Raw genomic sequence first — 13,781 nt, forward strand, 5'->3', positions numbered from 1 at the left:
TGCGCGGCCTTACTTCGACGTTTCGGATGTGACACCGGCCAGGGTCGTCCCGGCCATGTCCTGTACAAGGTCGATGATCTCGCTCAGACGGGTGTCGGGGCCACGGGCGTTGACTCCGATCTGAAGCACTTCGCTGGCCACGTTGGTCACGATCATCGGTGTTCCGAGCTGCTTGCCGAGACCCACGGAGAGGTTGAGGTCCTTCAACATCAGCGCCATGGCCATGTTGGCTGAGGGCGACCGTCCCTCGATGATCTCGGGCAGAGTGTTCAGGCTGGTGCGGTTGCGTCCCGAATTGGCGTTGACGACCTCGGCGATGGTCGCCAGCGACAGCCCCATCCTGCGCCCCATCGCCGCCGCTTCGAGTGTGGCGATCCGGCAGCCCGCGCTCATCGTGTTGTTGACGATCTTGACTGCCTGGGCCGCGCCGATTCCGCCACCGGTGTAATGCACGTTGGGGCTGATCGCGTGCAGGATCGGCAGCACGCGGTCATAGGAGTCGCGCGATCCCGAAACCATGATCGCGATCGTCCCGGCGGCCGCCCCACTGACGCCGCCGGAAACCGGCGCGTCGATCAGGGAGATTCCCTGCGCTTCAAGCTCGGCCTGCATCTGCCGGGTTTCAAAGGGATCGCCGCTGGTCTGATCAACGATGATCTTGCCCGGCGACAGCCCTTCCAGGAGGCCGCCTTCGCCGAAGATCGCCGCCTGCACATTGGAGGACCGCGGCAGACACATCAGGATGACATCGCATTTCCGCGCAAGGTCCACCGCAGAGTCCGGGGCGATGCCGCCCTTTGCCTCGAAGGCCGTCACGGACTCCGGCCGCATGTCCCAGACGTACATTTCCTGCGACAACAGCAGTCGCGTGGCCAGCGCACCACCCATGGCGCCGAGTCCGACATACCCGATTTTCATCCGAGATCTCCGTATCTTGCGTGCGCATCCGCACCTTGGGAATTTCGGGCCTGGCGCCCCGGTCCGTCAGGAAGGCCTAGTCGTCTCCCTCGAGAATTCCGAGCGCGGCACGTCCGACGAGCAGGCCAGCGGGCCAGCCGGCGTAGAAGGCGACCTGGACGACCATCCCGCGAATGTCGTCCTTGGTCAGGCCGTTGGCCCGGCCGCGCTTGAGATGTGCCTGGAGTTCCGTCAGCTTTCCGAGCGTCGCCAGAACCGAGCAGGTGACGAGGCTGCGATCGCGCGCGGCCAATTCGGGCTGCTCCCAGACATCGCCGAGCAGAACTTCCTCTCTAAGCCGCGAGAACTGGGGAACTGCCGCATAGATGCGCGCAGATTCATCACTGGTTTCCATCGTATCTTTCTCCGCCATTCGGGTCGTTGCGTCGCGGACAGCCGCAATTCACGTGCCACCGTATGCGCCGGGTCGGCGCAGGCCCCGGTCGCCGCGACTGGCACACGAATTGCGCCGGAGCCCGCAAGTCAGGGTTTTGACGGGGCTGCCGGGGCGCGGGCAGGGAACGCGCGTCATTGCCTGCGCGGCGCGGGGGCAGGGTGGCGGATAGGCACGGGCGGGCGTGCAAGCGCAGCGTTGCGGCCGTCCCGCGGAAAGGAAGGCACGGATCGGATGACGGATTTTGATTTCATTGTCGTGGGATCGGGCTCGGCCGGGGGCGTCGTGGCGGCCCGGCTCAGCGAAAGCGGCAAGTACAGCGTGCTTTGCCTCGAGGCCGGAGAGAAGGGCGAGAACTACATCTTTTCCATCCCGCCGCTCGGCAATGCCTACATGATCGACAACCCGGCCGTCAGCTGGTGTTACACGTCGGACCCCGGTGCAAGCATCGCGAACCGTTCGCTTGCGGTGCCGCGCGGCAAGCTGCTCGGCGGGTCAAGCGCGATCAATGGCACGACCTACAACCGGGGCCTGAAGATCGACTACGACACCTGGGCCCAGATGGGATGCCGCGGCTGGAGCTTCGATGAGGTCCTGCCGATCCTGAAGCGGATCGAAAGCACAGAACTCGGATCGGACGAATTCCGCGGCCGTTCGGGGCCGGTGAAGGTGATCGAGGCAAAGCCGGATTCGCCTTTCTTCGATTTGTTCATCAAAGCCTGCGAGCGTCTCGGCATTCCGCGCAACCCCGATTACAGCGGCGCCAGCCAGGAGGGTGTCGCGATGGTGCAGCAGACGGTCTATCGCGGGCTGCGTCAGAGCACTGCCACCCAGTACCTGAAACCTGCGCGGAATCGGGCAAACCTGAAGATCCTGTCGGGCGCCGAAGCGACGAAGCTTTTGTTCGAGGGAAAGACATGTGTCGGCGTGACGTACAGGCACAAGGGCGCGATGCACGAGGCCAGGGCTCTTCGCGAGGTCATCGTCAGCAGCGGCGCCGCGAATTCTCCGAAGCTGCTCGAACTCTCCGGCATCGGGGACAGTGAGCTGCTTTCCCGGCACGGAATTCCAGTGGTGCGGGACGTCAAGGGAGTCGGCGCCAATCTGCGCGATCACTTCGCGGCCCACATGAAATGGACGACGTCGCGGCCCGGCATATCCATCGCCAGACGCGGCCGCGGCTGGCGCCTCGGGCTCGAAGTGCTGAAATGGGTTCTCTTCCGCCGGGGCTTCATCACCCAGGGCCTCGGGGCGATGCGGGTCTTTGCCCGCTCGCGGCCCGATCTCGAAGAGCCGGACATGATGCTGTTCGGGGGCCCGTTCTTGATCGAGACGCGACCGGGAAAGCCCCGCCGCATGTCGCGGACCGACGGCTTCTTCATCTATGCCCACCCGGAGAGGACAGAAACCACCGGCAGCATCCATATCCGATCGAACGACCCGTTCGCCCCGCCGAGGATCGACTTCCGCTTTCTCGAAACCGAGGGCGACCGGCGGATTTCGGTCGCCGCCGTCCGGCTGGCCCGCAAGATCGTGGAAACCTCGCCCCTGAGCGAGGTCGTGGGGGAAGAACTGGAGCCGGGCAGGCATGTGCAGAGCGACGAAGAGATCATCGCCTTCATCCGCGAAAAGGGGGTCATCCCGCATCACATGGTCGGCACCTGCAAGATGGGGACCGATCCGATGGCTGTCGTCGACGAGCGGCTTCGCGTGCACGGCATCAGCGGACTCAGGGTCGCGGATGCCTCGATCATGCCGACCATTACGTCGGGAAACACCAGCATCCCCTGCATGATGATCGGCGAAAAATGCGCCGAGATGGTGCTGGCGGACGCGGGGAGCTGAGTACACCGCGCGTCGCGGCTGGCACGGAACTTGCGGGACTCGGGGCGGAGACCGACCGGCGGAAGCAAACTCGGGGGGAGCACGTGTCATGACGGAATTCACGATGGTGGCGCATTGCCACGACGAAATCGGCGAGGTGCCGGTCTGGTGCGACAGGACGTCGACCCTGTGGTGGCTCGATATCCTGACGGCACGGCTGCACAATGTCGATCCGTCGGACGGGCGGGTCAGGACCGTGCTTCTGAACAGCAGCCGCCCCGGCAGCATCGGGCTGTGCCGGTCGGGCGAGCTGATCCTCGCCTGCGCCGAGGGGCTGTTCTTCTACGACCCGAAGACGGGCACCCAGACCCCCTTTGTCGGGCGCGAACGGATCCCGATTGCCGACGGACAGTTCTTCAACGACGGCCGCTGCGATCGCGAGGGGCGCTTTTACGTCGGCACGATGCACAAGGATTTCAGGCCGGAGGCGGTTCTGTACCGGGTCACCTCAGACGGCAGCGTCACGCCCTTTGCCGACGGCATCATCGTGTCGAACGGCGTGGCCTTCAGTGCCGACAACACGCGAATGTATTTCGCGGACACTCGCCAGTTCAACATCACCACCTTCGATGTGGACCCCGCCAGCGGCGCGTTGAGCAACCGGACCCTGTTCTCCGACACGACCGGTCGGCCCGGACGCCCGGACGGGGCCTGCGTCGATGCCGAAGGCTTTCTCTGGAGCGCGGAATATGCCGGAGGGCGGATCGTCCGCTACGCCCCCGACGGCAGCATCGACCGGGAAGTCGAGACCCCGGTGAGTCACCCCACGAGCGTCTGCTTCGGCGGGCCCGACCGGGACACGATGTTCGTCACCTCCGGGTGTCACGGGGTGGCGCAGGAAGACCGTCCGAACGAGCGGCTTGCCGGGGCGCTGCTGTCGTTCAAGCCGGGTGTGACGGGCCTGCCTGAGCCGAGGTTCGACCGGTAACGCGGCAACGACGCCAAGCGATCAGAACTGCACCGGAGCACGCCGATGGCGACACAAGCCCAAGAAGACCTCCCGAAATCGGGGCGCGGCATACCGCCCCTGCATCACTGGGACGAAACCTGGCTTTCGCAGCGACATGAAGAGGTGCTGGAGCCTGACCTGCCCATTGTCGATGCGCATCATCACATTTGGGACCGCAACCTGCGTCTCCCCTATCTGCCGCAGCACATGCTGGCGGACATGCAGTCAGGACATCTGGTCCGGGGATCGGTCTATGTCGAATGCTCGTTTATGTACCGGGCGGGGGGCGATCCGCGGTTTGCCGGGGTCGGCGAGGTGGAATATGTCAACGGCGTCGCCGCGGAATTTGCCAGCAATTATCACGGGCCGATCCGGCCCTGCGCCGGGATCGTCGGCAAGGTCGATCTGACACTGGGCGCCGCTGCGGGCGAAGTACTCGGCGCCTGCCTGGCACGAGCGCCGGATCGGTTCCGGGGTGTGCGCTACATGACCGCCTGGGACGCAAGCCCCGAGGTTCGTACGCTGCTGCATCCGCCTCCGCCGGGGCTGATGCTTGACAGAACCTTCCGCGAAGGCTTCGCCGAGCTGGCGCCGCTCGGGCTGAGTTTCGATGCGCTGTGCTATCACCCGCAACTGCCGGAGCTGACGAACCTGGTAAACGCCTTCCCGGACACCACCTTCATCGTCAATCACCTTGGGGGCCTTGTCCGCGTCGGCCCCTACCGGGCCAATCCGGACGAGGTCATCGAGAGCTGGGCGCGCAACCTGCGCGCATTGGGCAAGCGGCCCAACGTTTTCCTGAAAGTCGGTGCGATGACCATGCGCAACTTCGGCTTCGCCTTTGCCGATCACGACCGACCGGCAAGCTCGACCGCGCTTGCCGCAGCCTGGAAGCCCTTCGTCGAGATCTGCCTGGAGGCCTTCGGCCCATTCCGGGTCATGTTCGAAAGCAATTTCCCAGTCGACAAGACCGGCGTGTCCTACCGCACGCTCTGGAACGCCTTCAAGCGGCTCGCGGCGGATCTCGGCGAAACCGAAAAGGCCGATGTCTTCGCCGGCACCGCCATCCGCGCCTATCGCCTTTCCGAGAACCTCGGGACGGCCCCGACGACGGACTGAGCGGCGCCTCGGCGCCGACCGACCCGTCCCCAACGCAAGCAGGGAAACGACATGCATCATTTCACCACAAGCGACGGGCTCAAGCTCGCCTATTACAGTGACGACTCGACCCCGCCCTGGGTAAAGGCCGACACCATCGTGCTGCTGCATCCCGCGATGGGCAGCGCCCAGCGGTACTTCGCATGGGTGCCCGAACTGTCACGGCACTATCGCGTCCTGCGCATGGACATGCGCGGCCACGGCGCCAGCGAACTGCCCGGACCGGACGTACCGCTCACGGTCGAGCGCCTGATGGCGGATGTGCTGGAAATGCTGGACGCAGCAGGTTGCGACGCGGCACATCTCGCGGGCAATTCCGCGGGCGGCTACCTCGCCCAGCACCTCGCGATGGACAAGCCCGAGCGGGTCAGAAGCATCATGCTTTTCGCTTCGACCCCCGGCCTGCGCAACAGCCAGTGGAGCAGCTGGCTTCCCGAGGTGCAGAAGGTCGGCCTGCGGGCCTTCCTGGCCAGCAACCTTGCCGAACGCCTTCCGGTTGATCGCATGTTGCCCGACCATGTGGAATGGTTTCTGGACGAGGCCGACAACCTCGATCTCGAATTCGGGGGCCGGTTCGTGAGCCTCATGTCGGGCCTCGATTGGAGCGAACGCCTGCCGGGGATCACCATGCCGACGCTGATCGTGCAGCCGGGCATCGTCGGTATCGGTTCGACGTCGCAGTACGAGGACATGGAAAAGCTCATCCCCGGTGCGCAGCGTATCGTCTACGACGGCCTTCCGCACCACGTTTGCGACGCCGTTCCGGACCGCTGCGTTGCCGATATCCTCGCCTTTCTGCGCTGGAACTTCGGCCAGCCGCCCGCAAAGCGCGCCTGACGGAAGGGGGCGGGCAGACGATGATCGCCGATGAATTCGATTTCGTTGTCGTCGGGTCCGGATCTGCGGGCGGCGTTCTCGTCAACCGGCTGAGCGAAAGCGGGGCGTACAAGGTCCTCTGCCTCGAAGCCGGGACGCGAGGCACCGGCCACATCTGGACCCACCCGCCCGCCGGCATGGCGATGATGGACACTCCGTCGGTCAACTGGCAGTTCGAATCCGAACCGCACGAAAGCACCGGACATCGGCGGATCTACGTGTCCAGGGGCAAGATCCTCGGCGGGTCCAGCGCGATCAACGGCATGATCTACAACCGCGGTCAGAGGATGGACTACGACGGCTGGGCACAGCAGGGCTGCCTCGGCTGGAGCTATGACGACGTGCTGCCCTATCTGAAGAAGCTCGAAAGCACCACGCTGGGCGAGGATGCGTATCGCGGCCGGGACGGGCCGATGCGGGTGAGCGAAGCCGCCAGGACCGCGCCGTTCTACGACGTCTTCATTGCGGCCGCCGAGGCCGTCGGCCTGACGCAGAACCCCGACTATGGCGGCGCCTCGCAAGACGGCGTCGCCATGGCACAACAGACCATCCACAAAGGCATCCGCGACAGCACGGCCACGCGCTATCTCGCCCCGGCGCGGCGGCGTACCGGGGTGTCGATCCTTCAAGGCGCCGAAGCCACCTCGCTCATCCTGGACGGCAAGACCTGCGTCGGCGTGCGGTATCGCCACAAGGGACAGGATCTGGAGGTGCGGGCGCGGCGCGAGGTCATTGTCTCCTGCGGGGCGGCGCTGTCGCCCAAGCTTCTCGAACTTTCGGGGATCGGCAACCCGGACATCCTGGCCGAGGCGGGCATCACCCCGCGGCACGCGCTGCCGGGGGTCGGGGAAAATTTGCGCGATCACTTCGGTGCGCTGATGAAATGGCAGTTCCGGACGCGGAACCTGTCCATTGCCCGGCTGGGCCGCGGCTGGCGCCTTGCGCGGGAAATCCTGCGTTACGGGCTTTTCCGCACTGGCTTCATCTCGCAGGGGATCGGGACGATGCGGGTGTTTGCGCGCTCACGCGAGGGTGTCGTGGACCCGGATGTGATCCTTCTCGCGGCACCTTTCATCCTTGACAAGACACCCGCAGGCCAACGGCGCATGTCGCCCATGGAGGGGTGTTTCATGTATGCCCACCCGTCCCGGACCGAAACAACGGGCAGCGTCCACATCCGCTCCTCCGACCCCGACGTGGCACCGCGGATCGACATGCGGTTTCTCGGCACCGAAACGGACCGGCGGGTCCTTGTCGCTTCGGTCCGGATCGCACGCCGGATCATGGCTGCCGCCCCGATGGCACCGCATGTTGCGCGCGAATTGATGCCCGGTCCCGAGGTGCAAAGCGACGACGACATTCTCGACGCAGTCCGCCGCACCGGAAACATCACGCATCACATGGTCGGGACCTGTCGCATGGGCCGCGACCCGATGGCGGTGGTGGATGAACGGCTGCGGGTCCACGGGCTGACCGGATTGCGCGTGGCCGATGCCTCGATCATGCCGGTCATGACCTCGGGCAACACCAGCATTCCCTGCATCATGATCGGCGAAAAATGCGCCGACATGATCCTCGAGGATGCCCGCGCGTCGGGCCCGACCGACATCGGCCATCCGGCCGGGGGAATATCGGACCCAACGAAAGGAGGCTGAGCCATGCGATTGGAAAACAAGGTGGCAATGATCACGGGCGGCGGCGCCGGCATTGGCCTGGGCTGCGTACAGTCGTTCGCCGCGCAGGGGGCGCAGGTGGTCATACTGGACCGGGATGCCGATCGCGGCGCGGCCGCGCTCGAAAGCCTCGGGGACCACCGCCATTATTGCCTGTTCGTGCAGACCGACGTTTCCGAACCCGAGAGCATGAGAGCCGCCGTCGATCGCGCGATCGCCCGGTTCGGCCGTATCGACGTGCTCTACAACAATGCCGGCGGCTCCACCGCGCGGGACGGGCCGGTCACCGAGGCTCCGTTCGAGGAGTTCTGGGCTAAGATGAAGGTGGACCTGTTCGGGGTCTGGCTTGGCTGTCATTTCGTGATCCCCCACATGATCGCCGCAGGGCAGGGGTCGGTGATTAACGCGACCTCGGTTCTCGGCATGGTCGGCACAGTCGGCAAGGACGCGTATACCGCCGCCAAGGGAGGGGTCATCGCGCTGACCCGGTCCATGGCTCTGGAATTTGCGCCGCACGGTATCCGGTTCAACGCCATCGCCCCCGGCGTCACGGGAACCCGCCGCATTCTCGACCGGTTCGAAGCCGTTGGCACAGAGGGGTCCATCGTGACCCGGAGCCCCATGGGGCTTGTCGCGCTGGAAGATGTCGCCAACACGGTTCTGTTCCTGGCAACGGACGAATGCCGGAAAATGACCGGACAAGTTCTGGTGGTCGACGCGGGCTTTTCCGCGTCCTGACTGAAATGCACCCGTCTGCCGGCGGCGGCTTGGCACAGATTTTGCGCTCCTCCTGTCCCGTGTCGCAGGGAGAGAGCGTGCGGTCCGATCGGAGAGATCGTACCGGGGCCGAGCGCGGTGGCCGGCAGGCCGCTCCGTGCGGGCGGGTCGAAAGCGAGGGCCGGACTCCGGAACGCGATGCCGTCGTCATACCCAGGGAGGGAACAAGACCATGACAGTCAAGCTCAACAGACGCCAGGCGCTCGTATCGGGAGCGGCAATGGCCGCAAGCCTCGCCGCCCCGGCGATCGCACAGGAAAAACCGAAGATCCTGTTTTCGTCGGTGATGAACGAACAGGATGTCCGCGCAGTTGCGTTCCGTCAGTTCGGCGAGGACATCAGCGAAGCTTTCGACTTCGAACCATATTTCAACAGCACCCTGTTCGCGCAGGGCACCGAACTTGTCGGGATCCAGCGCGGCAACCTCGACATGAACCCGATGGCGACGCAGGACATTTCCAAGCAACTGCCCGCATGGTCGATCCTGACTAGCGCCTACCTGTTCCGCGACGTCGATCATGTGAAGACCTTTCTGAACAGTGACATCGGCAACGATTACAAGCGCATGGCCGAAGAAGAAGTCGGCGTTCACGTTCTCGGGCCGAGCTATTATGGCACACGGCATCTCGGCCTGCGCACGCAGGAGCGCGTGAACACACCCGAGGACATGAGTTCCATCAAGCTGCGGATGCCGGGTGGTGAGGCGTGGCAATTCCTCGGCAAGGCGCTTGGTGCCAACCCGACCGCCATGGCCTATGCCGAGGTTTACACCGGCCTTCAGTCCGGCACCATCGACGGGCAGGACAACCCGCTTCCCAATGTGCGCTCGATGAAGTTCTACGAGGTACTGACGCAGATCGCGCTGACCGGCCACTTCATCGCCTTCGACGTACTGGCCATTTCCGCGAAGCGCTGGAAGTCGTTCTCGGAAGAGCAGCAGCAGATCCTGCAATCTGCGGCGGACAAGGCACTTGAAGCCGGTACCGAGGGCAATCTCAAGCAGGAAGCCGAACTTGCCGACTTCTTCCGGAAAGAAGGGCTGGATGTCTACACGCCGGACGTGGAGGCCTTCAGGACCCATGCGCGGCAGATGTATGAATCCTCGCCGCTCGCCGAGGGCTGGATTGCAGGCAGCGGCGAGGCGATCGCCGCGCTCTGACCTCAACGATGGCGGCGCCCTGCGTGCCGCCATTCGGACCGCCCGCAGTCATATTTGCCGGAACCAAGGAAATGCGCAGATGCAGAGATTCGATGGAAAGACCGTCCTGGTCACGGGGGGCGCAAGCGGTATCGGCGAGGCGACGGTCGGGCGCCTGCACGACGAAGGAGCCAATGTCGTCATAGCAGACCTGTCGCAGGACGCGGCGGACAAGGTTGCCGAAAAGTTCGGTGGAGGGGACAGGTTTCTGGCCGTAGCCACCGACGTCACGGACCGGGAACAGGTCGAACGGCTCTTCGAGAAGGCGACCGGACGGTTCGGCGCCATCGACGCGCTTATCAACAGCGCGGGGGTCCGGGCCGTCGGCAGTATTCTCGACGCCGATGTGGAGTACATGCGGCGCGTCATGGCCGTGAACCTCGAAGGGGCCTTCCATACGTCGCAGGTCTTTGCGCGCCTCGCCATCGACGCGGGACGCGGGGGTGCCATCGTCAACCTCGCGTCGGCAGCGGGGGTTCTCGGCGTGCCCAACCGGCTGCCTTACACCTCGTCCAAGCATGCGGTCGTCGGTCTGAGCCGGGGCACGGCCATGGAGCTTGCCCCTCATGGAATCCGGGTGAACGCAATCACGCCCGGCATGATCCGTACGCCGATGACCGCCTCGATGTTCGAGGATCCGGCGAATGTGGAGCGCATTCGCGGCGACCACCCGCTTGGCCGCGAAGGGCACCCCGAAGATGTGGCGGCACTTGCCGTGTTTCTGGCGTCCGACGACGCGGCCTTCATGACCGGAACGGTCATCCCCGTCGATGGCGGAAAATCCGCCGGCATCCCGTCGCGCTAAGGCAGGTCAGAAGAACCGAACGACGGCCCGGCAGGGATCGACCTGTACCCGCCGGGCAACGAGGAACAACATGTCTGGGAGGACTGGTGTGAGCTTGATGGCAAAAGGCGAAACCTGGCTCAGGTCACGCGCCGAGAATTTCGTGGCGCTGATCCTCGGCGCATTGTTCTTTTCGTTTCTTGTCCAGATCCTGTTCCGCTACCTGCTCAATCTGCCGTTGGGCTGGTCGGTCGAATTCGTCGCGATGGCGTGGCTCTGGGGTATCCTGTTCGGCTATGCCTTCGTGGTGAGCGAGCGGGAAGTCATCCGGCTGGATATCGTCTACGTGCTCATGCCGCCCGGGGTGCGGCGGGTGCTCGACGTCACGACGAACGCGATCTGCGCCGCGATCTTCATCTGGACCATTCCGGATGTCTGGGGCTACGTCGACTTCATGGCGATCGAAAAGACGTCATACATGAAGATTCCCTTCAACTACGTCTTCGCCATTTATCTTCCCTTCTGCCTGTCGGTCATCTTTCGCTGCCTGCGCAACATCTGGCGCGCGATCAAAGGCACGACTCCTGCTCCCAGCATCGAAGAAATCGAGATCTCGCATGAGCATGATTGATCCCCTCGCGGCCTGTCTGATCCTGCTGGCCTTCTTGGCCTTCGGCGGGTTGTCCATGGGACCGGCGATCATCGCCGCGTCCACCGCCTACTTGCTGCTCAAGGGGCTGGACCCGTCGATCGCCGCCGAATCCATCCTTCAGGGTCTGTTCAACGGCTATACGCTGCTGGCCATTCCGCTCTTCATCCTTGCCGCGGACATCATGAACGCGGGCAGCCTGGCCGACCGGCTTCTTGCCTTCTGCCGGGCGCTGGTGGGGCGGCTCAAGGGCGGGCTGGGACATGTGAACGTGGTAGCCTCCCTGATCTTTTCCGGCATGTCCGGTTCGGCCATCGCCGATGCTGTCGGCATGGGGAAGATCATCATCAACATGATGACCAAGGACGGCAAATATTCGGCGTCCTACGCGGCCGCAATCACCGCGGCCTCGGCAACCATCGGACCGATCATCCCGCCGTCGATCCCGATGGTCCTCTACGCGCTGGTATCGGACCAGTCCGTCGGCTTCCTGTTCGCGGCCGGCATCGTGCCGGGCCTTTTGATGGCGGCCATGCTGATGCTGATGAACATGGTCATGGCGCACCGACGGAAATTCCCGACGGACGACAAGATCCCGCTGAGGGATTTCCCGCGGATCACCTTCGAGGCGACCCCGGCCCTGCTGTTGCCGGTAATCCTTCTGGGCGGCATCTACGGCGGCGTCATGACCCCGACCGAGGCGGCGTCGGTCGCAGCCTTCTATGCGCTGTTCATCTCGGTGGCGTTCTACCGGTCCGTCTCTGCACGGCAGTTCTACTCGACGCTGGTGGCGGCTGCGCGCTCCACCGCCACCGTAGGCATTCTGATCGCGGGGGCGCTCGCGCTGAAATATGTCATCACGCGCGAAAACCTGCCCGATATAGTCGCCGCATTCATCGGCCAGTACGATTTGTCCGTCGTCGGATTTCTGATCGTGCTCAACCTGGTGTTCCTGGTGCTCGGCTGCCTGATAGATGCCGGCGCAATCCTTCTGATCATCGTGCCGATCTTCATCCCGACGGCGCAGGCGCTCGGCATCGACCTCGTGCACCTGGGTGTCATCGTCGTGGTCAACGCGATGATCGGGCTGATCACGCCCCCCTACGGGCTGTTGCTCTTCATCGTGTCGTCCATTTCGGGCGCGCCGCTGATGCAGATCATCCGGGACCTGCTGCCGTTCCTCTGCGCACTTCTCGTCGCTCTCGGGATCATCACCTTCTGTCCGGATGTGGTTCTCTGGCTGCCGCGTCTGCTTGGCTATCAGGGCTGAGGGCGCGCGGTGGCACGAAGCTTGCTGAGAAGCAGGCCGTGCACGGTTCGAGGAGAGGCCGCGCACCAGGGTCCGGCGGGACCGGTTCCGCGCCGGCAAACATAGAGGGAGGAAAGACACATGAAACTTGGGACATCGGCCCTGAGGATGGCTCTTGCCGCGGTGCTGAGCGCGGGACTTTCGCTGCCGGCACTCGCGGATGAGAAGATCGAACTGACCTTCTCCACCGCAAACGGGGAGAACACGCCGGTCGCGATCGCCATGAAAGACATCTTCGACGAGAAGGTCAGCGACTATTTCGACTTCAAGCCCTACTGGTTTTCGTCATTGGTCAAGCAGGGCGCCGATCTTGTCGCCCTTCAGCGTGGCAACATCCAGATGGCCTTCATGCCGATCCCCGAGCTGGCATCTCAAGTGCCCGAATTCGGTATCCTCGGCGCCGCCTATGTCGTGCGGGACCGCGAACACCTCGCCTCGATATGGGAGTCCGATGTCGGCGACGAGTTGAAGCAACTCGCCAGTGACAGGATGGGCATTCACCTGATCCAGCCCTACTACTACGGCACCCGGCAGGTGAACCTACGCGGAGACAAGAGGATCACCACGCCGGAAGACATGCGCGGGATCAAATTGCGGATGCCGGGTGGGGATGCCTGGCAGTTCCTGGGCAAGGCCATCGGCGCCAATCCGATACCGATCGCCTACAACGAACTCTACACCGCCCTTCAGACCGGGGTGATCGACGGGCAGGAGAATCCCCTGCCGAACGACAAGGCCGCGAAGCTCTACGAAGTCACGGACCAGATCGTTCTGACCGGCCACTACACGGCCTTCAGCATCCTCGCAGTGTCGGACGAATTCTGGGACAGCCTGACCGAGGATCAGCAGCGCGTCCTGGAAACCGCGACCCGCGAGACCTTCGCCGTGTCCGATCTCGATTACGCCACGCAAGAGGTCGAGCTGATCGATTTCTTCAAGGCCGAGGGACTTGAGGTCTATACGCCGGATGTTGCAGCCTTCCAGGCCTATGCACAGAAATTGTATCTGGAGTCGGAATTCTCGGACTCGTGGATCGACGGAATGCTGGACCGGATCAACGCGCTCTGATCCAGTCGAACCGAGCCACAGTGGCGGCGGCTCGCCGGGCCGCCGCCGATGGTCGGGATGTGACCGAGGCCTGACCGCAGCGGCTTCCGGACCGCCGGTCGGGCG

Annotated in this window: 13 protein-coding genes; 11 read left to right on the plus strand and 2 right to left on the minus strand. The window is 64.2% G+C overall.

Annotated features, from left to right (window positions below; all coding sequences use genetic code 11):
- Nucleotides 1-9: 9 nt before the first annotated feature.
- Nucleotides 10-918, minus strand: coding sequence for an NAD(P)-dependent oxidoreductase (locus ACN0RJ_RS18195; RefSeq protein ID WP_417725155.1), 909 nt, complete (start codon nucleotides 916-918; stop codon nucleotides 10-12).
- Between the two features lie 76 nt (nucleotides 919-994).
- On the minus strand, nucleotides 995-1,330 hold the full coding sequence (locus ACN0RJ_RS18200; protein WP_417725156.1) for a carboxymuconolactone decarboxylase family protein: 336 nt from the start codon (nucleotides 1,328-1,330) through the stop codon (nucleotides 995-997).
- A gap of 255 nt (nucleotides 1,331-1,585) precedes the next feature.
- Between ACN0RJ_RS18200 and ACN0RJ_RS18205 the strand changes: the two genes are divergently transcribed.
- From ACN0RJ_RS18205 to dctP (ACN0RJ_RS18255), 11 genes are all read left to right on the plus strand, one after another.
- Entirely contained in the window at nucleotides 1,586-3,196 is a 1,611-nt protein-coding gene (locus ACN0RJ_RS18205; protein ID WP_417725157.1) for a GMC family oxidoreductase, read from the plus strand.
- Between the two features lie 88 nt (nucleotides 3,197-3,284).
- Entirely contained in the window at nucleotides 3,285-4,163 is an 879-nt protein-coding gene (locus ACN0RJ_RS18210) for an SMP-30/gluconolactonase/LRE family protein (RefSeq protein ID WP_417725158.1), read from the plus strand.
- Between the two features lie 45 nt (nucleotides 4,164-4,208).
- Complete coding sequence (locus ACN0RJ_RS18215; protein WP_417725159.1) at nucleotides 4,209-5,303, plus strand: amidohydrolase family protein; 1,095 nt, start codon at nucleotides 4,209-4,211, stop codon at nucleotides 5,301-5,303.
- Between the two features lie 51 nt (nucleotides 5,304-5,354).
- Nucleotides 5,355-6,179, plus strand: a complete 825-nt coding sequence (locus ACN0RJ_RS18220) for an alpha/beta fold hydrolase (protein ID WP_417725160.1) — start codon at nucleotides 5,355-5,357, stop codon at nucleotides 6,177-6,179.
- A gap of 20 nt (nucleotides 6,180-6,199) precedes the next feature.
- A complete protein-coding gene (locus ACN0RJ_RS18225; RefSeq protein WP_417725161.1) occupies nucleotides 6,200-7,873 on the plus strand; it encodes a GMC family oxidoreductase in 1,674 nt (557 codons plus the stop codon).
- A gap of 3 nt (nucleotides 7,874-7,876) precedes the next feature.
- A complete protein-coding gene (locus ACN0RJ_RS18230; protein WP_417725162.1) occupies nucleotides 7,877-8,629 on the plus strand; it encodes an SDR family NAD(P)-dependent oxidoreductase in 753 nt (250 codons plus the stop codon).
- 211 nt (nucleotides 8,630-8,840) lie between these two features.
- On the plus strand, nucleotides 8,841-9,827 hold the full coding sequence (gene dctP, locus ACN0RJ_RS18235; protein WP_417725163.1) for a TRAP transporter substrate-binding protein DctP: 987 nt from the start codon (nucleotides 8,841-8,843) through the stop codon (nucleotides 9,825-9,827).
- Between the two features lie 79 nt (nucleotides 9,828-9,906).
- Nucleotides 9,907-10,671, plus strand: a complete 765-nt coding sequence (locus tag ACN0RJ_RS18240; protein ID WP_417725164.1) for an SDR family NAD(P)-dependent oxidoreductase — start codon at nucleotides 9,907-9,909, stop codon at nucleotides 10,669-10,671.
- 97 nt (nucleotides 10,672-10,768) lie between these two features.
- Nucleotides 10,769-11,281, plus strand: a complete 513-nt coding sequence (locus tag ACN0RJ_RS18245) for a TRAP transporter small permease (protein WP_417725215.1) — start codon at nucleotides 10,769-10,771, stop codon at nucleotides 11,279-11,281.
- Nucleotides 11,274-12,569, plus strand: a complete 1,296-nt coding sequence (locus tag ACN0RJ_RS18250) for a TRAP transporter large permease (protein ID WP_417725216.1) — start codon at nucleotides 11,274-11,276, stop codon at nucleotides 12,567-12,569. The genes ACN0RJ_RS18245 and ACN0RJ_RS18250 overlap by 8 nt, the downstream gene beginning before the upstream one ends.
- Before the next feature lie 120 nt (nucleotides 12,570-12,689).
- A complete protein-coding gene (gene dctP, locus ACN0RJ_RS18255; protein WP_417725165.1) occupies nucleotides 12,690-13,676 on the plus strand; it encodes a TRAP transporter substrate-binding protein DctP in 987 nt (328 codons plus the stop codon).
- Nucleotides 13,677-13,781: the final 105 nt, after the last annotated feature.

This window comes from Salipiger sp. (assembly GCF_048261495.1).
GTDB lineage: Bacteria > Pseudomonadota > Alphaproteobacteria > Rhodobacterales > Rhodobacteraceae > Salipiger.